The sequence below is a fragment of the Streptomyces sp. NPDC057939 genome, from assembly GCF_042887545.1.
GTDB lineage: Bacteria > Actinomycetota > Actinomycetes > Streptomycetales > Streptomycetaceae > Streptomyces.
The window spans coordinates 1-24,823 of the sequence record NZ_JBHVPG010000053.1 but is presented as its reverse complement, the minus strand read 5'-3'; the positions used below and the strand labels follow the sequence as shown (position 1 = coordinate 24,823).

22 protein-coding genes, 3 tRNA genes and 1 pseudogene are annotated in these 24,823 nt (G+C 72.8%); 11 read left to right on the top strand and 15 right to left on the bottom strand.

The window, feature by feature from the left end; translation table 11 throughout:
* Positions 1 to 65: 65 nt before the first annotated feature.
* Together purM and purF are read right to left on the bottom strand one after the other, a co-directional pair.
* Positions 66 to 1,136 (bottom strand): phosphoribosylformylglycinamidine cyclo-ligase, encoded by a 1,071-nt coding sequence (gene purM, locus ACFVS6_RS35515; RefSeq protein ID WP_389710605.1) that lies wholly within the window; start codon positions 1,134 to 1,136, stop codon positions 66 to 68.
* 106 nt (positions 1,137 to 1,242) lie between these two features.
* Positions 1,243 to 2,760, bottom strand: a complete 1,518-nt coding sequence (gene purF, locus ACFVS6_RS35510) for an amidophosphoribosyltransferase (RefSeq protein WP_319189761.1) — start codon at positions 2,758 to 2,760, stop codon at positions 1,243 to 1,245.
* Positions 2,761 to 2,954: 194 nt separating this feature from the next.
* Here purF and ACFVS6_RS35505 point away from each other — a divergent pair, with 194 nt between their 5' ends.
* The 3 genes from ACFVS6_RS35505 (at position 2,955) to ACFVS6_RS35495 (ending at position 5,292) form a co-directional block, all read left to right on the top strand.
* The gene (locus tag ACFVS6_RS35505) at positions 2,955 to 3,050 is read left to right on the top strand and encodes a putative leader peptide (RefSeq protein ID WP_319189759.1); all 96 of its coding nucleotides are present in this window, start codon (positions 2,955 to 2,957) and stop codon (positions 3,048 to 3,050) included.
* Between the two features lie 188 nt (positions 3,051 to 3,238).
* The gene (locus ACFVS6_RS35500) at positions 3,239 to 4,663 is read left to right on the top strand and encodes a sulfatase-like hydrolase/transferase (protein WP_389710603.1); all 1,425 of its coding nucleotides are present in this window, start codon (positions 3,239 to 3,241) and stop codon (positions 4,661 to 4,663) included.
* Positions 4,664 to 4,683: 20 nt separating this feature from the next.
* Positions 4,684 to 5,292 (top strand): hypothetical protein, encoded by a 609-nt coding sequence (locus tag ACFVS6_RS35495; RefSeq protein WP_389710601.1) that lies wholly within the window; start codon positions 4,684 to 4,686, stop codon positions 5,290 to 5,292.
* A gap of 81 nt (positions 5,293 to 5,373) precedes the next feature.
* Here ACFVS6_RS35495 and ACFVS6_RS35490 read toward each other — a convergent pair whose 3' ends face one another.
* The 8 genes from ACFVS6_RS35490 to purS all read right to left on the bottom strand — a co-directional run bounded on the left by ACFVS6_RS35490 (position 5,374) and on the right by purS (position 13,047).
* Positions 5,374 to 6,165, bottom strand: coding sequence for an META domain-containing protein (locus ACFVS6_RS35490; RefSeq protein ID WP_389710599.1), 792 nt, complete (start codon positions 6,163 to 6,165; stop codon positions 5,374 to 5,376).
* Between the two features lie 47 nt (positions 6,166 to 6,212).
* Positions 6,213 to 7,004 carry a sterol carrier family protein gene (locus ACFVS6_RS35485; RefSeq protein ID WP_389710597.1) on the bottom strand — a complete coding sequence of 264 codons (792 nt, stop codon included), beginning with the start codon at positions 7,002 to 7,004 and terminating at the stop codon, positions 6,213 to 6,215.
* A gap of 54 nt (positions 7,005 to 7,058) precedes the next feature.
* Complete coding sequence (locus ACFVS6_RS35480) at positions 7,059 to 8,309, bottom strand: hypothetical protein (RefSeq protein ID WP_389710595.1); 1,251 nt, start codon at positions 8,307 to 8,309, stop codon at positions 7,059 to 7,061.
* A 57-nt stretch (positions 8,310 to 8,366) separates the two neighbouring features.
* Positions 8,367 to 9,200 (bottom strand): M23 family metallopeptidase, encoded by an 834-nt coding sequence (locus tag ACFVS6_RS35475; protein ID WP_389710593.1) that lies wholly within the window; start codon positions 9,198 to 9,200, stop codon positions 8,367 to 8,369.
* A gap of 13 nt (positions 9,201 to 9,213) precedes the next feature.
* Complete coding sequence (locus tag ACFVS6_RS35470; protein ID WP_389710591.1) at positions 9,214 to 9,732, bottom strand: ArsR/SmtB family transcription factor; 519 nt, start codon at positions 9,730 to 9,732, stop codon at positions 9,214 to 9,216.
* A 125-nt stretch (positions 9,733 to 9,857) separates the two neighbouring features.
* Entirely contained in the window at positions 9,858 to 12,107 is a 2,250-nt protein-coding gene (gene purL / locus ACFVS6_RS35465) for a phosphoribosylformylglycinamidine synthase subunit PurL (protein WP_389710589.1), read from the bottom strand.
* Positions 12,104 to 12,784, bottom strand: a complete 681-nt coding sequence (gene purQ, locus ACFVS6_RS35460; protein WP_389710587.1) for a phosphoribosylformylglycinamidine synthase subunit PurQ — start codon at positions 12,782 to 12,784, stop codon at positions 12,104 to 12,106. The genes purL and purQ overlap by 4 nt, the downstream gene beginning before the upstream one ends.
* A gap of 2 nt (positions 12,785 to 12,786) precedes the next feature.
* Positions 12,787 to 13,047: a phosphoribosylformylglycinamidine synthase subunit PurS gene (purS, locus tag ACFVS6_RS35455; RefSeq protein ID WP_385572651.1), complete on the bottom strand. Its 261-nt coding sequence runs from the start codon at positions 13,045 to 13,047 to the stop codon at positions 12,787 to 12,789.
* A 326-nt stretch (positions 13,048 to 13,373) separates the two neighbouring features.
* On the opposite strand from purS, the gene ACFVS6_RS35450 reads away from it, so the two are divergent.
* From ACFVS6_RS35450 to ACFVS6_RS35415, 8 genes are all read left to right on the top strand, one after another.
* The gene (locus ACFVS6_RS35450; protein WP_388891686.1) at positions 13,374 to 13,691 is read left to right on the top strand and encodes an Lsr2 family protein; all 318 of its coding nucleotides are present in this window, start codon (positions 13,374 to 13,376) and stop codon (positions 13,689 to 13,691) included.
* Between the two features lie 86 nt (positions 13,692 to 13,777).
* Positions 13,778 to 13,849, top strand: a tRNA-Gly gene (locus tag ACFVS6_RS35445).
* Between the two features lie 78 nt (positions 13,850 to 13,927).
* Positions 13,928 to 14,000, top strand: a tRNA-Gly gene (locus tag ACFVS6_RS35440).
* A 185-nt stretch (positions 14,001 to 14,185) separates the two neighbouring features.
* Positions 14,186 to 15,154 carry an ABC transporter ATP-binding protein gene (locus tag ACFVS6_RS35435; protein WP_389710584.1) on the top strand — a complete coding sequence of 323 codons (969 nt, stop codon included), beginning with the start codon at positions 14,186 to 14,188 and terminating at the stop codon, positions 15,152 to 15,154.
* The gene (locus ACFVS6_RS35430; protein WP_389710582.1) at positions 15,151 to 15,912 is read left to right on the top strand and encodes an ABC transporter permease; all 762 of its coding nucleotides are present in this window, start codon (positions 15,151 to 15,153) and stop codon (positions 15,910 to 15,912) included. Before ACFVS6_RS35435 ends, ACFVS6_RS35430 begins: the two co-directional genes overlap by 4 nt.
* Before the next feature lie 29 nt (positions 15,913 to 15,941).
* Complete coding sequence (locus ACFVS6_RS35425) at positions 15,942 to 17,174, top strand: sensor histidine kinase (protein ID WP_389710581.1); 1,233 nt, start codon at positions 15,942 to 15,944, stop codon at positions 17,172 to 17,174.
* Complete coding sequence (locus tag ACFVS6_RS35420) at positions 17,171 to 17,782, top strand: response regulator (protein ID WP_385572654.1); 612 nt, start codon at positions 17,171 to 17,173, stop codon at positions 17,780 to 17,782. Before ACFVS6_RS35425 ends, ACFVS6_RS35420 begins: the two co-directional genes overlap by 4 nt.
* 24 nt (positions 17,783 to 17,806) lie before the next feature.
* Positions 17,807 to 17,879 (top strand) — tRNA-Gly (locus ACFVS6_RS35415).
* Positions 17,880 to 17,923: 44 nt separating this feature from the next.
* On the opposite strand, the gene ACFVS6_RS35410 is transcribed toward ACFVS6_RS35415, so the two are convergent.
* The 5 genes and pseudogenes from ACFVS6_RS35410 to ACFVS6_RS35390 form a co-directional block, all read right to left on the bottom strand.
* Positions 17,924 to 18,826, bottom strand: a complete 903-nt coding sequence (locus ACFVS6_RS35410; RefSeq protein WP_389710579.1) for a phosphoribosylaminoimidazolesuccinocarboxamide synthase — start codon at positions 18,824 to 18,826, stop codon at positions 17,924 to 17,926.
* An 85-nt stretch (positions 18,827 to 18,911) separates the two neighbouring features.
* On the bottom strand, positions 18,912 to 20,387 hold the full coding sequence (locus ACFVS6_RS35405) for a N,N-dimethylformamidase beta subunit family domain-containing protein (RefSeq protein ID WP_389710577.1): 1,476 nt from the start codon (positions 20,385 to 20,387) through the stop codon (positions 18,912 to 18,914).
* Positions 20,388 to 20,681: 294 nt separating this feature from the next.
* Positions 20,682 to 22,544 carry a hypothetical protein gene (locus ACFVS6_RS35400; RefSeq protein ID WP_389710575.1) on the bottom strand — a complete coding sequence of 621 codons (1,863 nt, stop codon included), beginning with the start codon at positions 22,542 to 22,544 and terminating at the stop codon, positions 20,682 to 20,684.
* A gap of 288 nt (positions 22,545 to 22,832) precedes the next feature.
* Positions 22,833 to 24,086 (bottom strand): phosphoribosylamine--glycine ligase, encoded by a 1,254-nt coding sequence (gene purD / locus ACFVS6_RS35395; protein ID WP_389710573.1) that lies wholly within the window; start codon positions 24,084 to 24,086, stop codon positions 22,833 to 22,835.
* Positions 24,087 to 24,146: 60 nt separating this feature from the next.
* Positions 24,147 to 24,823: pseudogene (locus ACFVS6_RS35390) on the bottom strand (DNA polymerase III subunit gamma and tau); the annotation flags it as partial.

The window sequence follows — 24,823 nt, the reverse complement described above, 5'->3', positions numbered from 1 at the left end:
CAAGTCGGCTGACATACATCGAAACCCGGTCCGGGGCATGGCCCCGGACCGGGTTTCGGTGCTGCTCAGACCGCGTAGGTGCCGGTGAGGGTCGCGCCCTCGGTGTGGTCGCCGCGGTCCAGGATCTCGCCCGCGACCCAGGCGTCGACGCCCCGGTCGGCGAGGGCGGTCAGGGCCACTTCCACCGACTCCTGCGGGACGACGGCCATCATGCCGACGCCCATGTTCAGGGTCTTCTCCAGCTCCAGCCGCTCGACCTGTCCGGCCTTGCCGACCAGGTCGAAGATCGCGCCCGGGGACCAGGTCGTGCGGTCGACCGTGGCGTGCAGGTGGTCCGGGATGACCCGGGCCAGGTTGGCCGCGAGTCCGCCGCCGGTGATGTGCGAGTACGCGTGGACCTCGGCCGTACGGGTGAGTGCCAGGCAGTCCAGCGAGTAGATCTTGGTCGGCTCCAGCAGTTCCTCGCCGAGGGTCCGGCCGAGTTCCTCGACGTGCTGGTCCAGGGACATCCCGGCCCGGTCCAGGAGGACGTGGCGGACCAGCGAGTACCCGTTCGAGTGAAGGCCGGACGATGCCATCGCGATGACGGCGTCCCCCGTACGGATGCGGTCCGCGCCCAGGAGGCGGTCGTACTCGACGACGCCGGTGCCCGCGCCCGCCACGTCGAAGTCGTCGGGGCCGAGGAGGCCCGGGTGTTCGGCGGTCTCGCCGCCCACCAGGGCGCAGCCGGCGAGTACGCAGCCCTCGGCGATGCCCTTGACGATGGCCGCGACACGCTCGGGGTGGACCTTGCCGACGCAGATGTAGTCCGTCATGAAGAGCGGCTCGGCGCCGCACACGACGATGTCGTCCATGACCATCGCGACCAGGTCGTGGCCGATCGTGTCGTACACGCCCAGCCGGCGGGCGATGTCCACCTTGGTGCCGACCCCGTCGGTGGCGGAGGCCAGGAGGGGCCGCTCGTAGCGCTTGAGGGCGGAGGCGTCGAAGAGGCCGGCGAAGCCGCCGAGGCCGCCGAGGACCTCGGGGCGCTGCGTCTTCTTCACCCACTCCTTCATCAGCTCGACGGCGCGGTCGCCCGCTTCGATGTCCACGCCTGCGGCTGCGTAGCTGGCACCGGTGGTCTTCTCTGTCATGACAGGAGAGAGCTTTCGTGTCGTTACTGCGGGTGGTGCAGGGCCCTGGGAGAAGCTTGAAAGACAGGGCCCCGCGCAGGTTGAGCGGGCCGCGCGGGGGATCCGGCTACGGGCGGCGCAGCGCGTCGGCGGCGTCCGTGCCGCCGGCGAGCTCGGTCTCCAGGAGCTGCTTGCCCAGGAGCTGCGGGTCGGGCAGCTCCATCGGGTACTCGCCGTCGAAGCAGGCCCGGCAGAGGTTGGGCTTCTGGATGGTCGTCGCCTCGATCATCGTGTCGAGCGCGATGTACGAGAGCGAGTCCGCGCCCATCGACGTGGCGATCTCGTCGACCGTCATGCCGTTGGCGATCAGCTCGGCCCGGGTGGCGAAGTCGATGCCGAAGAAGCACGGCCACTTCACCGGCGGCGAGGAGATCCGGATGTGGACCTCGGCCGCGCCGGCCTCGCGGAGCATCTTCACGAGGGCGCGCTGGGTGTTGCCGCGGACGATCGAGTCGTCGACGACCACCAGGCGCTTGCCCCGGATGACTTCCTTGAGGGGGTTGAGCTTCAGTCGGATGCCGAGCTGGCGGATCGTCTGCGAGGGCTGGATGAAGGTCCGGCCCACGTAGGCGTTCTTGACCAGGCCGACTCCGAACGGGATCCCGCTGGCCTCGGCGTAGCCGACGGCGGCGGGCGTGCCCGATTCCGGTGTCGCTATCACCAGGTCGGCCTCGACGGGGGCTTCCTTGGCGAGGCGCCGGCCCATCTCGACGCGCGAGAGGTAGACGTTCCGGCCCGCGATGTCGGTGTCCGGGCGCGCCAGGTAGACGTACTCGAAGACACAGCCCTTGGGCTTCGCTTCCGCGAAGCGCGAGGTGCGCAGGCCGTTCTCGTCGATCGCGATGAGCTCGCCCGGCTCGACCTCGCGGACGAAGCTGGCGCCGCAGATGTCGAGGGCGGCGGTCTCGCTCGCGACCACCCAGCCGCGCTCAAGGCGGCCGAGGACCAGCGGGCGGATGCCCTGCGGGTCACGGGCGGTGTAGAGGGTCCCCTCGTCCATGAAGACGAGGGAGAAGGCGCCCTTGACCTGGGGGAGGACCTTGGTGGCCGACTCCTCGATGGTCAGCGGCCTGCCGTCCTCGTCGGTCTGCCCCGCGAGCAGGGCGGTGACCAGGTCGGTGTCGTTGGTGGCCGCCACCTGGGTGGCACGGCCGTCCTGACGGGGGAGGTCGGCGACCATCTCGGCAAGCTCGGCGGTGTTCACCAGGTTGCCGTTGTGACCCAGGGCGATGGAGCCGTGGGCGGTCGCGCGGAAGGTCGGCTGGGCGTTCTCCCAGACGGAGGCTCCGGTGGTCGAGTAGCGGGCGTGACCGACCGCGATATGACCTTGGAGCGAGCCGAGAGAGGTTTCGTCGAAGACTTGGGAAACGAGGCCCATGTCCTTGAAGACGAGGATCTGGGAACCGTTGCTCACAGCGATTCCCGCGGACTCTTGTCCGCGGTGCTGCAGTGCATACAGTCCGAAGTAGGTGAGCTTGGCGACCTCTTCACCCGGAGCCCAGACACCGAAGACGCCGCAAGCGTCCTGGGGGCCCTTCTCACCGGGGAGCAGGTCGTGGTTGAGTCGTCCATCACCACGAGGCACGGCTCCGAGTGTAGGCGAGATCGACCACTGGTCCGAATTGAGGACCTCCCGGAAAAGTCACAGTGCGGACAGTCGGGTAACCCCTGCGGAGGGTGACCGCGAACGGCGTCGTGGCGGGGGTCGTGGGGGGCCGTCTCGGTATCCGGAATGCCCTGGTTGACAGGTGCCTGTGGGTTCGTACAAGGTTCCGACTCATGCAGCCTTTCGGTGACCGCTCCGTCACCCTCGTCGAGCGCCGACACGTGGACCTGGTCCGTGTCGCGAGCGCCATCTGTCGAAGCTGCGCGTAGGCATCCCCGCGCGCCGCGGCGCGCGCGTTCCTTCCTTCCGGCTCTTCCCGTCGCACCGACCCGTGTTGTGACGTTCCGCGCCGGCCCTTCCCGCTCTGCAACCCTGCCCCGACCGAGCCCGCCCCGTCGTGCCGTGCGCCGTCCCGCGCCGCCCCGGGCAGGCCGGTCCGCCATGCCTTGGAGTACTTGTGAGTTCGTACGAATCGAACCTGTCCCGACGTGCCTTCGGAGGCGCGGTCGGGGTGACCGCGGCCGTCGCCGCGGTGGGGCTGGGCGCCGGCCCGGCAGCGGCCGCCGGGGCGGAGCACGCCGGGCCCGAGGAGAGGGAGTTCCGGGCCGCCCGGGGGCGGCATTCGAAGCGGCCGAATGTCCTTTTCATCCTGGGTGACGACCTCGGCTGGTCGGACCTGTCCTCGTACGGTTCGCCGCACATCAAGACCCCGAACCTGGACCGCCTCGCCCGTCAGGGCGTCCGTTTCACCGACGCCTACTCGGGCTCCGCGACCTGCTCCCCGACCCGCTTCAGCCTGTACACCGGGCGCTACCCGGCCCGTACGAAGGGCGGACTGGCGGAGCCGATCGCCGACAAGTCGGTGGGCCTGGAGCCGACGCACCCGACGCTGGCCTCGCTGCTGAAGGACGCCGGCTACGCCACCGCGCTGATCGGCAAGTGGCACGCGGGGTACCTGCCGGACTACAGCCCGACCCGGTCCGGCTGGGACGAGTTCTTCGGGAACTTCGGCGGGGCCCTGGAGTACTACTCGAAGCTGGGCCTGGGCGGCGAGTACGACCTGTACGAGGGCGACGCCGAGTACAAGGACCTGCGGTACTACACGAAGGTCCTCACCGAGCGGGCGAGCGAGTACGTCTCCCGCGACCACCACGGCAAGCCGTGGCTGCTGAACCTCAACTTCACCACCCCGCACTGGCCGTGGATCGCCGAGGGGGACACGAAGGAGAGCGCCGAGATCGTCCGGCGGATCAAGGCGGGCGACGGGCGGGCGCTGTGGCACCAGGACGGCGGCTCGGTCGAGAAGTACAAGCAGCTGGTGGAGGACCTGGACCGGTCGATCGGTGAGGTGCTCAAGGCGCTGAAGCGCTCCGGGCAGGAGGACAACACGGTGGTCGTGTTCTCCAGTGACAACGGCGGCGAGCGGTTCTCGTACAACTGGCCGCTGTCGGGCAACAAGGCCTCGCTCCAGGAGGGCGGGATCCGGGTGCCGAACATCCTGCGCTGGCCGGCCCGGGTGGACGGCGGCCAGGTCAGCCACGTTCCGGTGTTCAGTCCTGACTGGACGGCGACGCTGCTGGAGCTGGCCGGGACCCGTCCGCACCGCGCGTACCCGTTGGACGGGGTGAGCCTGGCCGGGTACCTGCTGCGCGGCGAGAAGCCCGCCGAGCGGGACATCTTCTGGCGGGTCCGCGGGGAGCGGGCGCTGCGGCGCGGCGACTGGAAGTACTACCGGGGCAAGGCGGGCCGGGACCAGTTGTTCAACCTGGCCGGGGACATCAGGGAGCAGGCCGACAAGGCGGCCGTGGAGCCGGCCCGACTGGCCGAGCTGCGGGCCGCGTGGGAGAGGACGGACGCGGGCCTGCTGCCCTACCCGGTCTGAACCGCTGCCATGATCACCGCATGACCGAACCCAGTGCGTACGTCAGCGGGTTGCCGATCGGCGAGCGGATACCCCTCGCCGCCGACGGCGTCCCGATGTGGGAGACCTTCCCCTTCGAGGGTGAGCTGCGGGTGAAGCCGCTCCACCGGCCGGTCCTCCCGGAGCCGCCCCGCGACGGGGAGGCCGGCCGGGAGGACTGCGGGCCCTGCGGGCTGCCCGACTCGGACTTCCTGTGGACGGACGAGCACTGGCGGCTGGCCTGGCACGACGGGGGGCTGCCGGCGATCGTCAAGCTGCTGCCGCGCGACCACCACGACCTGCTGGACCTGCCGCCCGGGCGGGCCGCGGAGCTGGGGCCGATGCTCCAGCGCGTGGAGCGGGCGGTGCTGGGGCTGGGCGGGATCGCCCGCGTCCACGTCAGCCGGTACGGCGACGGGGGCGCCCACCTGCACATGTTCCTCTTCGCCCGGCCCGAGGGCATGCTCCAGCTGCGCGGCTCGAACCTGGCGCTGTGGGACGACCTGCTGCCGCGTCTGCCGGACGCGGTGGCGGCCGACACCGCGCACCGGATCGCCCGGGCCATGGCGCTGGACGGCGGCACGGCGCACGGCGGTACGGCGCACGTCTGAGCACGCCCGGGCGGCCGAGCGCCCGGACGGGAGAACGGGCGGACGGGAGAACGGGCGGCCGGGTCGGGCCGCGCCGGGCCGTCATTCGACGGCCGTGACCGCCTTGGCGCCGAGGCCCTTGCCGTCGGGCGCGGTGAGGGTCAGGGACGTGCCCTGGACCTTCCAGGCGAGCGGGCCGCTGCCGAACAGTTCGGTCAGTGCCCGCTCGACCTCGCCCGTCGGTCCCTCGCAGGCCATCCGGGTCGCGGTGAGCGGCCCGAAGGTGAGCGAGGGACCGTCGACCTCGGCCTGCGCGCTGAACCGGTTGCACCCGAGGGTGCCGCTCGCGGCACCGTCGGCGGCGAGGGTGAACCGGGCCCGGCCCGCGGCTTCCGGTGCGAGGGAGGACACGCTCTCCCCGTTGATCAGGGAGTCGACGGTCCAGTGGGTCGCGACGAGGGGGGCGTCCGGGACCGGCGGCTTGGAGCTCATGGCGATGGTGCTCCCGTCGGCGGTCTTCAGGGTCAGCCGGTCGGGGCCGCGGTCGAGGGTGAGGCGGCCCGTGAGCAGTTTGGCGAAGGCCGTCTCGAACTCCATGTTCTCGCAGGCCATCGTGGTGCTGACGCCGGGCGTGAGGACGAGGGTGGTGGCGCCCTCGCGGGCGACCCGGGCCGTGAAGCCGTTGCAGCCGTAGTTGCCGGTGGCCTCGTCGGCGCCGAGGTCGACGCGGGCGGCGGCGGGTGCGTGGAGCGTCCGGCCGCCGGTGGTCAGGGACTCGACGGCCCAGGAGCCCGTGGGATCGGGGAGCGGGTCGGACCCGCTCCGCGCGGACTGGCCGCAGGCGGCGAGGCCGAGGAGGGCCAGACCGGTCGTGAGGTGCCTGAGGGTACGCATGCTCCTGTGACGGGACGGGTCGCCGGACGGTTCCCCGGCCCGCTCCGTCAGCGCATCACGGGAAGCAGGGCCGACAGGTCGGCGCGTTCCCCGCTCGCGGTGACCCGGGCGGAGTCCAGGGCCTCGGCCCAGCCGGTGCGTCCCGTGGCGAGCCGGATCCAGGTGAGCGGGTCGGTCTCGACCACGTTGGGCGGGGTGCCGCGGGTGTGGCGGGGGCCCTCGACGCACTGGACCACCGCGAACGGCGGGATCCGTACCTCCACCGACCCGCCGGGCGCCTTGACCGCGAGGGCGTCGGCGAGCAGCCGGGTGCAGGCGGCCAGTGCCTGCCGGTCGAGGGGCACCTCCAGTCCGGTGGCCCGGTTCAGGTCGTCGGTGTGGACGACCAGTTCGACGGTCCGGGTGACGAGGAAGTCGGCGAGGGTCATGTCGCCGATCCACAGGTCGAGCACCCTGCTGCCCGCGTTGCGTTCGAGCTCCGCGGCCAGCCGGGCGGCGGCCCGCTCGTACAGCTCGGGCAGCGGGGCGCCGTCCAGGGTCTCGCGGGCGGCCTCGGAGATCTTCCCGGCGAGCGAGGCGGTGGCGAAGGGCCATTCGACGGCGGGGAGTTCGGCGACGGCGGCGGGCGGGCGGGCCAGGCCGGCCGCGAGCGAGTCGGCGATCCACGCGATGTGGGCGGCGAGGTCCGCCACGGTCCAGTCGCCGAGCCCGGTGGGTCGTGCGAGCTGCTCCGGCGTCAGGCCCGGTACGGCTTCGGCGACGTGCCCGAACTGCGTGGTGACGGCCGTACGGATCTTCGCGGGGTCGTACGTGCGCGGCTTCTTCTTCCCAGGCGGCATGGGCCGACCCTACTCGGGGGCCGGGCCCCCGGGCCGGGAGGTGGCCGCCGGACGTCAGTCGCCGCCGCAGCCCCCGCCGCAGCTGCTGCCGCAACTGCTCCCGCAGCCGCCGGAGGAGCCGCAGCTCCCCGACGACGAGGACGACGACGAACGCTGGGCGCGGTGGCGCTCGGCCAGGTCCTCGCGGCGCTGGGCGTAGGAGGTGCCGGCCGCGGTCCACGGGCGCGGGGCGGAGCGGCGGAACGGCATGAGGGGGGCGGCGGTGAACCTGGTGACGATGTGGCCGTCGTGGGTGTTGACAGCGAACTCCAGGACCACTTCGGCGCCTTCGCGGGGCACGCCGTACATGAGCGCCTCGTACGGTTCGGCGAACGGGTCGATGTCGTGGTGGTCGGCGCGCAGCCGCTCCTGCGGGCCGCCCACGAGGATCCGCCCGGGGAGGGAGGAGTAGCTGTCGTCGAAGCGGTTGCGGAAGGCGACCAGCGGCGGGGCGGTGGGGGTCCGGGCGTCCGCGAGGATCCAGGCCCGGTCCGCGGAGCGGCGGACGCCGACGCGCAGCACGGGTTGCCCTCCGTGGTGGAGCCGGCGGGCGGCGCCGCCGGCCGTGATGCCGCGGCCGAGCAGCGGGGTGCCGGGGACGAGCAGCAGCAGGGCGAGGACCTGCTGGCCGGTGGCGTCGTACGGGTGGCCCGCGGGCGCGTTCAGGTCCTGGGCGAGGCCCGTCAGGATCAGGGCGGCGGCGAGTGCGCAGAGCGGGGCGCCGGTGAGGAGCAGTGTGCGGCCGCGGATGCGGTGAGTGTGGGGAAGGGCGTCCGGGAGCGCGCTGCGGGCTTCCCCGGCCGCCTCCAGGATCAGGGCCCGCTGGATCCTGCGGGAGCGCAGGCGCAGGACGGCGCCGGTGAGGGCCGACAGGGCGGTGCCGATGATCAGGCCGGCCCCGACCCGGCCGGCTGCGTCGTCCGGGGCGAGTTCACCGAGGACGAGGCACGCGTCCAGGGCGATCAGGGGTGCGGCGACGGCGGTCGCGACCGGCAGGAACCGGTACCAGGCGGGGAGGGCCAGCAGGAGGACGGCCGCCGGGTAGCCGCCCCATTCGGTGCCGACGGAGGTGTCCTCGGGGGTGTTCCAGGCGAGCAGGACGACCGCGCACAGGACGAGGGGCAGGAGGATCCAGCCTCCCGCGACGGGTCCGAGGACGGCGGGGACGCGGGCCGCGCGCCAGCGTTCGGCGTCGGCGACCTTCCATTCGGGGGCGCCGCCCGCGGGTATCGCCGCGGGCGGCAGGTACTTGACGATGTCACTCACGGCGTCAGTATGCGGAAACCGCCCGCGGCCGGAGGTGCCCGCCGTGACACGGAATCGCTACAGCCGGATCGCGCGTCCGGTTCCGGCGTCGAAGGTCTCGCCGCCGGCAGGGACGCCGACGCCGCGCCAGGTGAAGGGCAGGCCCCGGGCCGTGTCCGGGTCGGGGCCGTCCATGAGCTGGAAGTGCAGGTGCGGTTCGGTGGAGTTGCCGGAGTTGCCGCACTCGGCGAGGAGGTCGCCGGCGGTGACGCGGTCCCCCGCGCGGACGGTCGGGGTGCCGCGGCGCAGGTGGGCGTAGACGGCGTACCGGCCCTCGCCGAGGTCGAGGACCACGTGGTTGCCGAGGACGCAGCCGGCGCCGGCGAGATCGCGGACGCCCCCGGCGATCAGCATCTGGTGGAGCGCGGCGGGCCAGGAGTTGCGGCTCGCGTGGTCGCGCCGGTGGTCGCTCACCCGCACGACGGTGCCGTCTGCGACGGCGAACAACGGGGCGCCGAAGGCCGGGAAGTCCGCGGCGGGCCGTACCAGCGGCCAGAACGCGGCGAACGGGGGCCGCGCACGGCCCGAACCGGGCTCCGGCTCGGCGACGACGTCGATCGCGCAGGCCTGTCCGAAGCGGTGCGTGCCATGGCTGGGGACCTTGTCGGCCGGGCTGTTGAGGGCGCTCCACCGGCCCCGCACCGGCGGGTCGAGCTCGATCGGCGGCTCGGCGGTGCGGGGGTTGCGGGCCGCCACCACCCCGGTCGCGAGCTGGAGGACCACTCCGCCCGCCACGCAGGCCAGGAACCAGGCCGTTCCGAAGGGCAGTCCGACCGCGAGGTCCAGCGCGATCATGGCGAACGCGAGGACCAGCAGCAGCCGGTAGAGCACGTACAACACCTTGGCCATCATGGGCACGGTCACCTCAGCCGATCGCGGCGGACAGCAGGACGAGGAGCGGGACCACCCGGCCGGCGGGAACCTCGTGGCGGCCCCGGCCGGTCGTGTGCAGCCAGCCGGCCGCGGTCAGCTGGCGCAGGTGGTGGTAGACCTGCCCGCTGGTGCCGACCCCGTCGAGGGCGGTCAGTTCGGCCGCCGTGCGCCGCCCGGCGAGGATCTCGCGGAGCAGACGGAGGCGGACCGGGTTGCCGAGGGCGGCGAGGGAGTCGGCGGTGCGTCCGGCTTCCGCCCCGGGGTCGAGGACGTCCTCGGTGACGGCGGCCTGCTGCCATTCGTAGCGCTCCCCGGTGGGCAGGGTGACGGCCCCCGTGAAGAGCACCCCGCCCGCTCCGGCTGCGTCCCCGGCCTCGGCGAGGCGGGCCTTCCAGCCCTCCAGCGCCCAGAAGTCCCCGCCGGTGGGGGCGGGTTCGGGGCGGGCGTCGCCCCGCGCCTCCAGTGCGGCCAGCCGGCGTTCCAGCGCGGCGACCCGGTCATCGAGCTCCATGACTCCGAAATTACGTCATTACGTAACTCCATACAAGAGCCGACGGCAACGGCCGCCGAAAACGTGCGAGCCCCCACCCGGACGGTGTCCGGACGGGGGCTCGTACGTGGAACGGGCGGGCGGGATCAGGCGAGCAGCGCCGGGATCGTCGCCTCGTGGGCCTCGCGGAGCTCGGCCAGCGGGAGCGTGAACTCGCCCTGCACCTCGATCGCGTCGCCGTCGACCACGCCGATGCGGGCGGCCGGCAGGCCCCGCGCACCGCACATGTCGGTGAACCGGAGCTCCTCGCTGCGCGGGACGGCCACGATGGCCCGGCCCGCGGACTCGGAGAACAGGAAGGTGAACGCGTCCAGGGTCTCGGGGACCACGATCCGCGCACCGTTGCCGCCGCGCAGGCAGGACTCGGTGAGCGCCTGGATGACGCCGCCGTCGGACAGGTCGTGCGCCGCGTCGACCATGCCGTCGCGCGAGGCGGAGATCAGGATCTCGCCGAGCAGCTTCTCCCGACCCAGGTCCACCTTGGGCGGCATGCCGCCGAGGTGGTCGTGGACGACCTGCGACCAGGCCGAGCCGCCGAACTCCTCGGCCGTGTCGCCGAGCAGGTACAGCAGCTGACCGGCCTCCGCGAACGCCATCGGCGTACGGCGGTTGACGTCGTCGATCACACCGAGGACCGCCACGACCGGGGTCGGGTGGATCGCGGTCTCGCCCGTCTGGTTGTAGAGGGAGACGTTGCCGCCGGTCACCGGGGTGCCCAGCTCCAGGCAACCGTCCGCGAGACCGCGGGTGGCCTCGGCGAACTGCCACATGACGTCCGGGTCCTCGGGCGAGCCGAAGTTCAGGCAGTCGGAGATGGCCAGCGGCTTCGCACCGGTCGCCGCGACGTTGCGGTACGCCTCGGCCAGCGCCAACTGCGCGCCCGTGTACGGGTCGAGCTTGGCGAAGCGGCCGTTGCCGTCGGTGGCCATGGCCACGCCGAGGTTGGTCTCCTCGTCGATGCGGACCATGCCCGCGTCCTCGGGCTGCGAGAGCACCGTGTTGCCCTGCACGAACCGGTCGTACTGGTCGGTGATCCAGGACTTCGAGGCCTGGTTCGGGGACGACACCAGCGCCAGGACCTGCGCGCGGAGCTCCTCGGAGGTCTGCGGACGGGGCAGCTTGCCCGCGTCGTCGGCCTGGAGGGCGTCCTGCCAGGAGGGGCGGGCGTACGGGCGGTGGTACGTCGGGCCCTCGTGCGCGACGGTGCCCGGGGGCACGTCCACGATGAGCTCGCCGTGCCAGTAGATCTCCAGCTGCTCGCCCTCGGTCACCTCACCGATGACGGTGGCGATGACGTCCCACTTCTCGCAGATCTCCATGAAGCGGTCGACGTGCTGCGGCTCGACGATCGCGCACATGCGCTCCTGCGACTCGCTCATGAGGATTTCCTCGGGCGAGAGCGTCGCGTCGCGCAGCGGGACGGTGTCCAGCTCGACGCGCATGCCGCCGGAACCGGCCGAGGCGAGCTCGGACGTGGCGCAGGAGAGCCCGGCGCCGCCGAGGTCCTGGATGCCCGCGACCAGCTTCTCCTTGAAGATCTCCAGGGTGCACTCGATGAGGAGCTTCTCCTGGAAGGGGTCGCCGACCTGCACGGCGGGGCGCTTGGTCGGCTTCGTGTCGTCGAAGGTCTCGGACGCGAGGACCGAGACGCCGCCGATGCCGTCGCCGCCGGTGCGGGCGCCGTAGAGGATGACCTTGTTGCCCGGGCCGGAGGCCTTGGCGAGGTGGATGTCCTCGTGCTTCATCACGCCGATGCAGCCGGCGTTGACCAGCGGGTTGCCCTGGTAGCAGGCGTCGAAGACGACCTCGCCGCCGATGTTCGGCAGGCCCAGACAGTTGCCGTAGCCGCCGATGCCGGCGACCACGCCCGGCAGGACGCGCTTGGTGTCGGGGTGGTCGGCCGCGCCGAAGCGCAGCGGGTCCACGACGGCGACCGGGCGGGCGCCCATCGCGAGGATGTCGCGGACGATGCCGCCGATGCCCGTGGCCGCGCCCTGGTAGGGCTCGATGTACGAGGGGTGGTTGTGCGACTCGACCTTGAAGGTGACCGCGTAGCCCTGGCCGACGTCGACGACGCCCGCGTTCTCGCCGATGCCGACGAGCATGGCGTCGTTCTCCGGGACCTTCTCGCCGAACTGCTTCAGGTGGACCTTGCTGCTCTTGTACGAGCAGTGCTCGGACCACATGACGGAGTACATGGCGAGCTCGGCGCCCGTGGGGCGGCGGCCGAGGATCTCGCGGATGCGCGCGTACTCGTCCTCCTTGAGGCCGAGCTCCTTCCAGGGCTGCGCGGCGTCCGGGGTGCCGGTGGCGTTCTTGACGGTATCGAGGCTCATGCGCTGACCAGCTTCTTCAGGACCGACGTGAAGAACGGGAGGCCGTCGGTGCGGCCCGTCCCGATCAGCGGCTCGACCGCGTGCTCGGGGTGCGGCATGAGGCCGACGACGTTGCCCGCGGCGTTGGTGATGCCCGCGATGTCGCGCAGCGAGCCGTTCGGGTTCACGTCGACGTACCGGAAGGCCACGCGGCCTTCGGCCTCCAGTTCGTCGAGCGTGCGCTCGTCGGCGGTGTAGCGGCCGTCCATGTTCTTGAGCGGGACGGAGATCTCCTGGCCGGCGGTGTAGTCGCCGGTCCACGCGGTCTCCGTGTTCTCCACCCGCAGCTTCTGGTCGCGGCAGATGAAGTGGAGGTGGTTGTTGCGGAGCATCGCCCCCGGCAGCAGGTGGGCCTCGGTGAGGACCTGGAAGCCGTTGCAGATGCCGAGGACGGGCATGCCGCCCCTGGCCTGCTCGATGATGGTCTCCATGACCGGCGAGAAGCGGGAGATGGCCCCGGCGCGCAGGTAGTCCCCGTAGGAGAAGCCGCCCGCGAGGACGACCGCGTCGACCTGGTGCAGGTCCTTGTCGCGGTGCCAGAGCGAGACCGGCTCGGCCCCCGCGAGGCGGACGGCGCGCAGCGAGTCACGGTCGTCGAGCGTTCCGGGGAACGTGACGACTCCGATGCGAGTGGTCACCGTCAGGCCTCGACCTTCACGGTCTCGACGCGGACGGTGAAGTCTTCGATGACGGTGTTGGCGAGGAAGGTTTCGGCCATCTTGTGGATGCGGTCGAGGGCGGCCTGGTCGACCGGTCCCTCCACCTCCAGTTCGAAGCGCTTCCCCTGGCGGACGTCGGCGATCCCATCGAAGCCCAGACGCGGCAGTGCACGCTGCACCGCCTGGCCCTGGGGGTCGAGGATCTCCGGCTTGAGCATGACGTCGACTACGACGCGTGCCACTGGCACTCCCGTGTGGTGGTTGGTGCGAAGGCGGTTCCATCAGCGTACCCGGCCAAAATTTCTACGCGGGTAGATATCGGATGCCCCCGATGATCCCGCCGTTTCGGCTTCACCAACGCTTCGCAAAATCCACCGGAAAACCACGCCCCCGGCATTGCGGCGGGACACGCGGGGAGAATTAACTGGGCTTCGCTATTCAATGAGAATCACGGTACAAAGGAATCAGCCGGGATTCCGGCGGTTTGATGCATTCCACCGAAACAACCACACACGCGACATCGCCGCACGTCAGCGGGGAGTGACCGCGCACGAAGGGACCGATATCCGTGGCGCAGCGCGTAGTAGTCACGCTCTCCGACGACCTCGACGGCGGGGAAGCGGCGGAAACGGTCGTGTTCGCTCTGGACGGTAAGTCGTACGAGATCGACCTCAATGCGGCCAACGCAAAGAAACTGCGGAAGGGCCTGGCTCCCTTCGTGGCCGCCGGCCGCCGCCAGTCACGTTCCGGGAAGGTGTTCCGGCACACGGCCGTCGCCCCGGATCCGGCGGTCGTCCGGGCCTGGGCCCGCGCGAACCAGCACGACGTGCCGCCCCGCGGGCGCATCCCCAAGCGCGTCTACGAGGCGTACAACGCAGCCCACTGAGAGCTGATTTGCCAAGCACCCCCATCGATCGGCTAATGTGTGGATCACGCCGAGGGGCCAGCCGGAAGGCCGGAACCCGAAGTCGTGCGGGTGTAGTTCAGTAGCAGAACACCCCCCTTCCAGGGGGGAGGCGCAGTGTGCGATCCCTGTCACCCGCTCTGCACACTTTACCGGCCACGGTTGTGGATCAGGTAGAGTGATGCTCGCAGCCCACGGCACTCGTGTCGTGCAAGCATGCGGACGTAGCTCAGTTGGTAGAGCACCACCTTGCCAAGGTGGATGTCGCGCGTTCGAGTCGCGTCGTCCGCTCAGCGAACGAAGGCCCCGATCATCGATCGGGGCCTTCGTCGTGTGTGCGTCGCGTTCTTCCCCCGGCCCTGTGCCCCGATGACCCGCATTGCCCTGTGGCGCGGATCACGGCCGATGACAAATGTCATCGGGAGCCGTGACAGCCCGCACTGACCGGCCCGGCCCACCGCCGCGAGGCTGGGGACATGACCGACACAGTGATCCAGGCAGAGGGACTGCGCCGCGGCTACGCCGGCGGGTTCGAGGCGGTACGGGGCGTCTCCTTCTCGGTGGCCCGCGGCGAGATCTTCGCGCTGCTCGGCACCAACGGGGCCGGCAAGACCTCCACGGTGGAACTGCTGGAGGGGCTGGCCGCGCCGACCGGCGGGCAGGTCCGCGTCTTCGGCCTGGACCCGTACACGCGGCGCAGCGAGGTCCGCCCGCGGACCGGCGTCATGCTCCAGGAGGGCGGCTTCCCCTCGGACCTCTCGGTCGCCGAGACCGTCCGGATGTGGAGCGGGCTCACCTCGGGCGCCCGGCCCGCGGCGGAGGTGCTGGAGCTGGTCGGGATGGGCGCGCGGGCCTCCGTACGGGTCAAGCAGCTGTCCGGCGGCGAGCGGCGGCGGCTCGACCTGGCGCTGGCCCTGCTGGGGCGTCCCGAGGTGCTGTTCCTGGACGAGCCCACCACCGGCATGGACCCCGAGGGGCGCCGGGACACCTGGGCCCTCGTACGGGAACTGCGGGCGGAGGGCACCACGGTGCTGCTGACCACGCACTACCTGGAGGAGGCCGAGGCCCTCGCGGACCGGCTGGCGATCCTGCACGAGGGGGAACTCGTCCTGACCGGCACCCCCGCCGAGGTGACGGCGACCCGGCCGTCCCGGATCCGCTTCACCCTGCCGGAGGGCGTGCCCGCCGGGCGGCTCCCGCTGGGGCTGCGGGCGGCTGCCGACGGCCCGCACGTGGAGATCCGCACCGACCGGCTCCAGTGGGCGCTCGGCGAACTGCTGCGCTGGGCGTACGACTCCGAGGTGGAACTGATCGGGCTCGACGCCCGCTCCGCCTCCCTGGAGGAGGCCTTCCTGGACATCGCGCGGAACCGGCGCGCGGCCGCCGCGGAGCCCACCGGCACCAACGGAAACGACAACGACGACGTGATGGTGGGGACCCGATGAACGCGCTCGCCCTGAACCCCGGCCGGCTGACGGCGCTCGGCCGCTCCGAACTGACGCTGCTCGTGCGCAACCGGGCCGCCCTGAGCGTGGCCCTGCTCATGCCGGTGATGATGGTCTTCGTCCTGCGAACGACCCTGAGCGCGGACACCGCGGGCGCTCTCGCCGAGGCCACGCTGACCGGTGGCATCGGGATGGTGCTCCTGCTCGTCGTCTACATGAACCTGGTCTCCGCCTTCGTCGCCCGGCGCGAGGAACTCGTCCTGAAGCGGCTGCGCACCGGGGAGGCCGGTGACCTGGAGATCCTCGCCGGGACCGCGCTGCCCGCCGCCGTCATCGCCCTCGTGCAGATCATCGCCCTCGCCCTGGCCGGGGCGGCCGTCCTCGACGCGCCCGCGCCGGAGAACCCGCTGCTGCTGGTCGCCGCCGTCCTCGCGGCGCTGCCGCTGCTCGCCGGGATGGCGGCCGCCACCAGCGCCTTCACCCGCAACGTCGAGACCGCCGGGATCACCACGCTGCCGCTGTTCCTCCTGACGGCGCTCGGCTCCGGGCTGTTCCTCCCGCTGGACTCGCTGCCCGACGCGGTGGCGTCGATCTGCGAACTCCTCCCGCTCAGCGGGGTGATGACCCTCGTGCGGGCCGGCTGGAGCGGGGGCGCGGCGGGCGGGGAACTCCTGACCGCCGCGGCCGTCACGGTGGCCTGGATCATGGTGACGGTGTTTGCTGTCCAGCGGTGGTTCCGCTGGGAACCGCGCCGCTAGCGCGTAGGACCGGGGGACGTGGGAAAGACGTGTCGAAACTGACCGGATGGTGGAAGAACCGCAGCAGCGCGGCGAAGGTCGAGCTGTACACGCGCTGGTCGTTCCACTTCTTCATGGTGATCCAGGCCTTCGCCGTACTGGTGGGCCTCGCCCCCCAGGGCGGCGGCACCGTCACCGCCGCCCTGGTGCTGCCGCTGGCCGCGCAGGTCGCGCTGTGCGGGCTGTTGTCCTCGCGCTCGCTGGACTGGGCGCTGGGCCGCCGGGAGCGGCCCCTGCCGCTCGCGGTGGCGCTGGTCGCGCTCACGGCCGCGATCAGCGTGACCGCGATGGCCCTGCGGTCCACCGGGACGATCACCCACGAGAACGTCGCCCCCGCCCTCGTGATCAACACCATGGCCTTCTCCTCCGGTGCGCTGACGCTGATGCTGGACAAGGTCCGCCACATGCTGCTCCCGGCGCCCATCGGGGCGGTCGGGGTGGCCTGCATGGCCCTCGCGACCGGGCAGCCCGCGCTGGACTCCTTCGGGTTCGCCGTCGGGTTCCTGATCGTCAGCCTGCTGCTGACCTTCACCTGCGGGTTCTCCCGGTGGCTGCTGAAGACGGTCTACGAGTTGGACCACGCCCGGGAGCTCCAGGCGCAGTTGGCGGTCGCCGAGGAGCGGCTGCGGTTCGGGCGGGACCTGCACGACGTGATGGGCCGCAACCTGGCGGTGATCGCCCTGAAGAGCGAGCTCGCGGTGCAGCTGGCGCGGCGCGAGCGCCCGGAGGCGGTGGACCAGATGATCGAGGTGCAGCGGATCGCCCGCGAGTCGCAGCGCGAGGTCCGCGACGTCGTGCGCGGCTACCGGGAGGCGGACCTCGCGGTGGAGCTGGAAGGGGCGCGCGGGGTGCTGAGCGCGGCCGGCATGGACTGCCGCGTCGAGTTGGAGGCGCGGGGGCGGACGCTGCCGGGCGAAGTGCAGTCGGCGCTGGGCTGGGTGGTCCGGGAGGCGACCACGAACGTGCTGCGGCACGGGGACGCGCGCAGCTGCCTGATCCGGCTGACGGTGCCGGAGGGCTCCGGCCCGGTGACCCTGTTGGTGGAGAACGACGGGGCCCCCGACGCCCCGGCCGGGCCGCCCGGCTCCGGTCTCGCCGGGCTGCGCGAGCGGCTCGCGGCGGTGGGCGGGACCCTGTTGGCGGGACCGGCCGGGGGCGGCCTGTTCCGGCTGCGGGCCGAGGTTCCGGGTCCGGAGATGCGACGAGTGGAGGCGCGGGCGTGAACCCCGTACGAGTACTGCTGGCGGACGACGAGCACCTGATCCGGGGCGCGCTGGCCGCGCTGCTGGGTCTGGAGGACGACCTGGTGGTCGTCGCGGAGGCGGCCTCGGGGCCGGAGGCGCTCGCCATGGCGCGGGCGCACCGGCCCGACGTGGCGGTCCTGGACCTCCAGATGCCGGGGGCGGACGGTGTGAGCGTGGCCACAACGCTGCGGTCCGAACTCCCCGACTGCAAGACCATGATCGTGACCAGTCACGGGCGGCCCGGGCACCTCAAGCGGGCCCTGGCCGCCGGCGTGCGCGCCTTCGCGCCGAAGACGGTGTCGGCGCAGCGGCTGGCCGAGCTGATCCGGACCGTGCACGGCGGCGGGCGTTACGTGGACCCGGAGTTGGCGGCGGACGCGATCAGCGCGGGGGATTCGCCGCTGACCGCCCGGGAGGCCGAGGTGCTGGAGTTCGCGGCGGACGGCGCGCCGATCGCGGAGATCGCGGAGCGTGCCTCGCTGTCGCAGGGGACGGTACGGAACTACCTGTCCTCGGCGGCGACGAAGCTGGGCGCCGAGAACCGGCACACGGCAGTGCGTCTCGCACGCGAGCGGGGTTGGGTATAGTTGTCCTCGCGCTACGGCGCACAGGCGGACATAGCTCAGTTGGTAGAGCACCACCTTGCCAAGGTGGATGTCGCGCGTTCGAGTCGCGTTGTCCGCTCAGCCACGAAGGCCCCGATCACCGATCGGGGCCTTCGTCGTTCCTCAGGTCCAGCTCTGGCCGGTGAGGCGCTCGTAGGCCTCGACGTACTTGGCGCGGGTCCGGTCGACGACGTCCTGCGGCAGCGCGGGCGGCGGGAGTTCGCCCTTGTGGTCCCAGCCGGAGGCCGGGGACTTCAGCCAGTCGCGGACGAACTGCTTGTCGAAGGACGGCTGCGCGCGGCCCGGCTCCCACTGGTCGGCGGGCCAGAAGCGGGAGGAGTCCGGGGTGAGGACCTCGTCGGCCGCCACCAGGGTGCCGTCGGCGTCGAAGCCGAACTCGAACTTGGTGTCCGCGAGGAGGATGCCGCGCTCGCGGGCGATGTCCCGGGCGCGCCCGTACACGTCCAGGGTGGTCCGGCGCAGCAGCGCTGCGGTCTCGGGGCCGGCGGTGCGGGCGACCTCCTCGTAGGAGACGTTCTCGTCGTGCTCGCCGACCGCGGCCTTGGCGGCCGGGGTGAAGATCGGGGCGGGCAGCTCGGAGCCGTCGACGAGGCCCTCGGGGAGCGCGAGGCCGCAGACGGTGCGGGTCTGCTCGTACTCGGCCAGGCCTGATCCGGTGAGGTAGCCGCGGGCCACGCACTCGACGGGGACCATGTCGAGGTTCTTGCAGATCAGGGTGCGGCCGGCCCAGTCGGCGGGGGCCCCCGCGGGCAGCTCGGTGCTGAGGACGTGGTTCGGGACGATGTCCGTGAGCCGGTCGAACCACCACAGGGAGAGCTGGGTCAGGACGCGGCCCTTGTCCGGGATCTCGGTGGGCAGCACCCAGTCGAAGGCGGACATGCGGTCGCTGGCGACCATGACGAGCCGGCCGTCCTCGTCGCGGTAGAGGTCGCGGACCTTGCCGGTGTGGAGGTGGACGAGGCCGGGCACCTGGACCGGCTCGGGCTTTTCGACGAATCCGGACACGGGGTCTCCCTGTGGTTCTGTACGAGCGCGTGGCCATTCTCCCGTACGGAGGCCCGTGCCCGGCCCCGGGGGTGCGGCGGGCGGGTCAGTCGCGCTTGCAGATCCGGTCGAGGAGGTTGGCGGTGGCCCGCTGGACGCGCTCGTCCACGTGGCCGGGACGGTCCAGGGCCGGGGACCAGGCGAAGGTGCCGGAGGCGAAGACCAGGGCCCCGCTGGGCGCCCGGTAGAGGGAGGTCTCCTGGTGCCGCTTGGCGCCCTCGGTGTCGAGGTACGGGGAGTGCGCGAGCAGGATCCGGTCCTGGTGCTCGGGCAGTTGGGTGCGCGGGAAGTACCGGTCGGCCTCGCCGGCGACGAGGCCGTCGAGCTCGTCGTTCTCGGCGGCTCCGGTCGAGTCCCACAGCCAGTGCGTGGAGTTGCGGACGATCAGCGGCGCCGGCTCGGGGACGCGGCCCGCGTACTGGATGCCGAGCAGTTGCTGCTCGGGGCGGTCCACCTCGCGCCAGAGGCTGGGGCGGCCGGGACCGCGGCGTTTGCGGCAGGTGAGGAGCCGGTCGGCGACCCCGGAGGGGGAGGGGCCCAGCTCGACCTGCCAGTACATGGTGTTGGCGGAGAGGAAGACGAGGGAGGTGCCGTGGTCGCGGGCCCGCTCGACGGTGCGGCGCATGGGGGCCGACCAGTACTCGTCGTGGCCGGGGAAGACCAGGCCGCGGTAGCGGGTGGGGTCGATGCGGCCGGCGTGCAGGTCGCGGGTGTCGGCGTAGGCGAGGTCGTAGCCGTAGCGCTCGGCCCAGCGGATGAAGTCGTAGGCGTGGCCGACGTGCAGGGGCAGGCCGGCGCCCGCGTAGGGGCGGTCGAAGGAGACGGTGACCGCGGCGTCGCGTTCGCCGAGGAGCCGGCCGTCCTCGTCCCAGGCGTGGTAGAGGCTGGCGCCGGTGTGGCCGTCCTCGGGGTAGAGGTTGTAGGCCTGCCAGGTGATGTCGGGCAGCAGGAGCAGGAGGTCCGCGGGGTGGTCGTCGCGGACCGTGAAGGGGATGTGCGAGCGGTAGCCGTCGGCGGTGGTGAGGACGGCGACGTAGGCCCCGACGGTCCAGTAGGAGGGGACCTGCAGCCGCCACGACAGCCACCAGTGGTGGCAGGAGACCGTGCGGTCGGCGGTGAGCGGGGCCGGCTGGACGATGCCGGACAGCCGCGGGCTCGTGGTGATCTTGAACGCGCCGTCGCCGCCGTAGTGGCCGATCCGGTAGACGTCGACCGAGAACTGCTGGGGCGGGTCGACGGTGATGTGGAAGTCGATCGCCTCGCCGGGGGAGACGGCTCCGGTGGAGGCGAAGCCCTTGATCTGGCGGTGGACGTCATCGGCGGTACGGGGGCCGCCGGTGCGGGCGCGCGGGATCTGACCGGCGGCGACCGCCGGGTCGACGTACCAGGGGACGACCTGGCCGGTGTCGTCGTAGTAGAGCTCGCTGCCCCGGAACCAGGGCAGGGGGCCCTGACCGAAGGGGTCGTTCACCGCGTGCGCGAGCGCACCTGACTCCCAACGCCGGATCTGGTCCGCACCCATTCCGCTCCCCTCCCTCGCTCCCCCGAACGCGTCTTCATTCGCTTCGGTGCACGACAGCTTTCGGACACCTGCCGCCACCGGTCCCAGCACATCACATTACGCACGCACTCCGTCACCGTTCGTCGCGAATTGACGTGCCCGGAGCCGGAATGGAAGGCCGGCCCCCGCTTCGGCCGGTCGGATTGCGGTGGTCGGGGTGGCTTTCGGGGGGCGGCGGGGAGGGCTCCCGTCGAGTGGCGCGCGGGCCGTTGTGGCGGGATCCGGTCGTGTGGGGGTGTGGTGGTCCCCCGGGCTTCAGACCAGGCGGACCGGCTTGTCCGGGCGGACGCCGAGTTCGGCGAGCCAGTCCCGCAGGGGGCCGGGGTCGCCGTCCTCCACGAGGGACAGCACCCGGGGGGCGAGGTCGGAGCGGCGTTCGCCGCCGACCAGCAGGACCGGGCCGTCCAGCCAGTCCAGGCCCGGGCCGGCGCCGGCCGAGTCCACGGCGGCGCAGCACACCAGTGCCGTGACGTGGTCGGCCAGCAGGTCCCGGCCGCTTCGCGGCGGTTGGAGCGGGAACAGCGGCACCGTGTCAGCGCCCCTGGCCTTGCCGGAGCCCTCGCGGCTGCCCGCCGCGTGCTCCTCGCGCGCCAGGTCGCCGCTGAGTCGCCCGGCGAGGGCCTCGGCTGCCAGGCAGTCGCCGCCCGGGTCGGTCAGGTGCCCCAGGACCCGTTCGAGGGTGGGGCCGTCGAAGGCGTCCCCGGCCGGGGACGGGGCGGTGGACGGGGCGGTGGACGGGGCGGTGGGCACCGACGGGGCCGGGGCCGCGGGCGACTGGGCGGATCCCGCCGGGGCCGAGGCCGAGGCGTACGCGGGCGGCGCTCCCGCTCCCGCGGCAACGCCCACGGGGCCGGTGGGGCCCGCGGGGGCACGGGAGGCGTTCGGGCCGTGCGTCGGCGGCGGTTCGGCGGGGCGGGTGGAGTCCGGCGCCGGCGTGGCCGTCGGCGGGCCCGCCGGGACGGACAGGGCGTCCAGAGCGGTGTGCAGCCGCGCCGCCTCCGTACGCCACTTGCGGTCCACGACCTCCTCCGGGTACGCCGTCCAGTCCACCGGCGACCAGTCCGGACCGGCCTCGGCGGGGCCGCCGTGGAAGAGTCGGGCGGCGAGCAGCGAGGTGGCCTCGTCGATCGCGCCGGGCTGCTCCAGCAGGTCACAGGCGGGGCGCTCGCCGAGGCGCGAGGTGAAGCCGTCGGCCAGCCGGTCCCGGCGGGACAGCTCGGTCAGGGCGGAGACCACCCCGGCGTCGAGGTGCGCCGGCCAGCGGCCCATCCGCCAGGCGGGCAGGGCGACACGGGTCAGCAGCCGGTCCCAGCCCGCGTAGGCGAGGCCGACCTGTTCCTGGGCGACGATGCGCAGCCCGTAGTCCACACCCTGTGCACGGTCGGAGGCGGCCGCGGCCACCCCGCGTTCCATCTCGGCGGCGTCCGTGCGGCACAACCGCAGCAGCAGTCGGGCGGGAGGGGCGATCCAGCCCAGGCCGCGCCGACCGCCCACGTCCACGGCGGCGTCGAGCCCGCGGACGAAGCCGCGCGCGTCGGCTATGTCCGGGTGCGCGGAGGGGCCCGTACCGGCGACGACCGGCGCGAGGACGGCGCGGAGTTCGGCGACGCGCATCCACCACAGGAACGGGGAGCCGATCACCAGCACGGGGGCCGCGCCCGGCTCCGACTCGGGCCCGGCGGATATGGCGCTCCGGCGGTGGGCCGGGTGCGTGCGGTCCTCCAGCCAGCTGTCGCAGTCCGGGGTGAGGGCTATCGCCGAGGGCGCGGGCACGTCCATCCGGTCGGCCAGATCGCGCACGAGCCGGTAGAGGTCGGGCGCGGCGGCCTCCGAGAGGGGCACCGTCGGTGTCACGGCGGGGCCGGCACGCAGCACCACCGCGGCGAAGGCGCCGCCCGCCAGCAGCACCAGCGCGGCGACCGCGCAGACGACCAGGGTCACCGCCGGCCAGGGATCCCCGGCCAGCCGGCCCGTCATCCGGGCGCTCACCAACACCACCGCGACAGCGGCGGGCAGCAGCACGGCGGCCAGCGCCCTGCTGCGGACCTGCAGCACGGCGAGGGCCCGTGAACGCGCGGAGGGCGCGCCCACTTCTGCGATCGAACCTGTTCCGGACACGGCCGGACCTCACCCCCTTTGCCCTGCGGCGGCGTAGCTCACTCCCCCACTGTGACACCCGCCACCGACATCGCAATGCCGGTGGGCCATGTGCCGGAATGCTTGCGCCGCACCCTAGTTGGGGCACGGGCGAACGTCAGGCGGTCCGGGTGACGATCACCCGATGGAATGGCTTTGGGCAAAGGTGGGTGCGTTCGAACGCGGCTGGATGCAGTCGTACGCGGACATGCGCGCGGGCCCGGTGCGCACAGCTCGCGCCCCGGGCCCGCCTTGCCGCTCTCGTGCTGGTCAGCGGCCTTCGGCCGCCTTGGCGGCGATGTCGGTGCGGTGCTGCGATCCGTCGAGCCGGATGCGCCCGACGGCCTTATACGCCTTCTCCCGGGCCTGCGCCAGATCGGATCCGGTCGCCGTCACCGAGAGCACGCGACCGCCCGCGCTGACGACCGCGTCGCCCTGGCTCCGGGTGCCGGCGTGCAGCACGTAGGCGTCGGGGCCGTCCTGCTCCGCCACCTCGGCCAGGCCCTCGATCGGGTCGCCGGTGCGCGGCGTCTCCGGGTAGTTGTGGGAGGCGATGACCACCGTGACGGCCGCCTCGTCGCTCCAGCTGAGCGGGGCGCCGGCGTCCAGGGTGCCGTTGGCGGCGTTCAGCAGGACGCCCGCCAGCGGGGTGCGGAGCCGGGCGAGGACCACCTGGGTCTCGGGGTCGCCGAAGCGCGCGTTGAACTCGATGACGCGGGTGCCGCGGCCGGTGAGGGCGAGGCCCGCGTAGAGCAGTCCGGAGAAGGGGGTGCCGCGACGGCGGAGTTCGTCGACGGTGGGCTGGAGTACCAGCTCCATGACCTCGTCGACGAGCTTCGGGTCGGCCCAGGGGAGCGGTGAGTACGCGCCCATGCCGCCGGTGTTGGGGCCCTCGTCGCCGTCGAGCGCGCGCTTGAAGTCCTGCGCGGGCTGGAGCGGCAGCACGGTGACGCCGTCGGTGATGGCGAAGAGGGACACCTCGGGGCCGTCGAGGTACTCCTCGATGACGACGCGGTCACAGGCCAGCGCGTGGGCGCGGGCCGCGGCCAGGTCGTCGGTGACGACGACGCCCTTGCCCGCGGCGAGGCCGTCGTCCTTGACGACGTACGGGGGACCGAAGGCGTCGAGGGCCTCGTCCACCTCCTCGGGCGTGACGCAGACGTAGCTGCGCGCGGTCGGGACCCCGGCGGCGGCCATGACGTCCTTGGCGAAGGCCTTGGACCCCTCCAGCCTGGCCGCTGCCGCGGACGGGCCGAAGACGGGGATGCCGGCCTCGCGGACGGCGTCGCCGACCCCGGCGACCAGGGGGGCCTCCGGGCCGACGACGACCAGGTCGGCGCCGAGTTCGGTGGCGAGGAGGGCGACGGCGTCGCCGTCGAGGGCGTCGACCGGGCGCAGCTCCGCCACCTCGGCGATGCCGGCGTTGCCGGGAGCGCAGTACAGCGCGTTGACGTCGGGGTCGAGGGACAGAGAGCGGCACAGGGCATGTTCGCGGGCGCCGCCGCCGATGACGAGGACCTTCACGCCGCCCAGGGTAGCCCGGACGGCGCGGCCGGTTTCGTGCGGCCACCCAACTACGGGGCGCTACTCATTCGTGTATTCCTCCACAACGGTGGCCCCGAGCTCGCGCACGATCAGGTCGTGCCCGGACAGCGCGCTCTCCACGAGGTCGGGATCGTCGGCCTCCGCGACGTCGTCCTCGGGGGCCACCGGCGGCGGCGCCTGCTGCGCGGGGGGCTGCTGCGCGGGAGCCTGCCGCTGGGCCTGGTCGTACGACTGCTGCGGGGCGGCGGGGGCCTGCGGCTGCTGGTACTGCGCGGGCGGCGGGTTGTGGGTCGGGGCGGGCGGGGCGTACGAACCGTGGGCCGCGGGGGCGGGGGCGCCGCCCTGGCCGACGACCGCCTCGATCCTCCAGTTGACCTGGAACTGCTCGGCCAGGACCGCCTTCAGGACTTCCTCGCTGCCGCTGCTCGCGAAGTTGTCGCGGGCTCCGGGGTTGGGGAACCCGAGCTGGAGGGTGGTCCCGTCGAAGCCGGTGACCTGGGCGTTCTGGCTGAGCAGGATCCAGGTGAAGCGACGCCGGTTCTTGACGGCGTCCAGCACCCCGGGCCACATCGCCTGGACCTGGCCCGCCCCGGCTGCCATGCCGGGGGAGGGCGCGGCCGCGGCGGGCGCGGCGGCGGACGGGGACGAGGGGGCCGACGGGGCCGGGGCGGGCGCCGGGGCCCCGCTGCCCGGGGCGGCGGCGCTGGGCCAGGCAC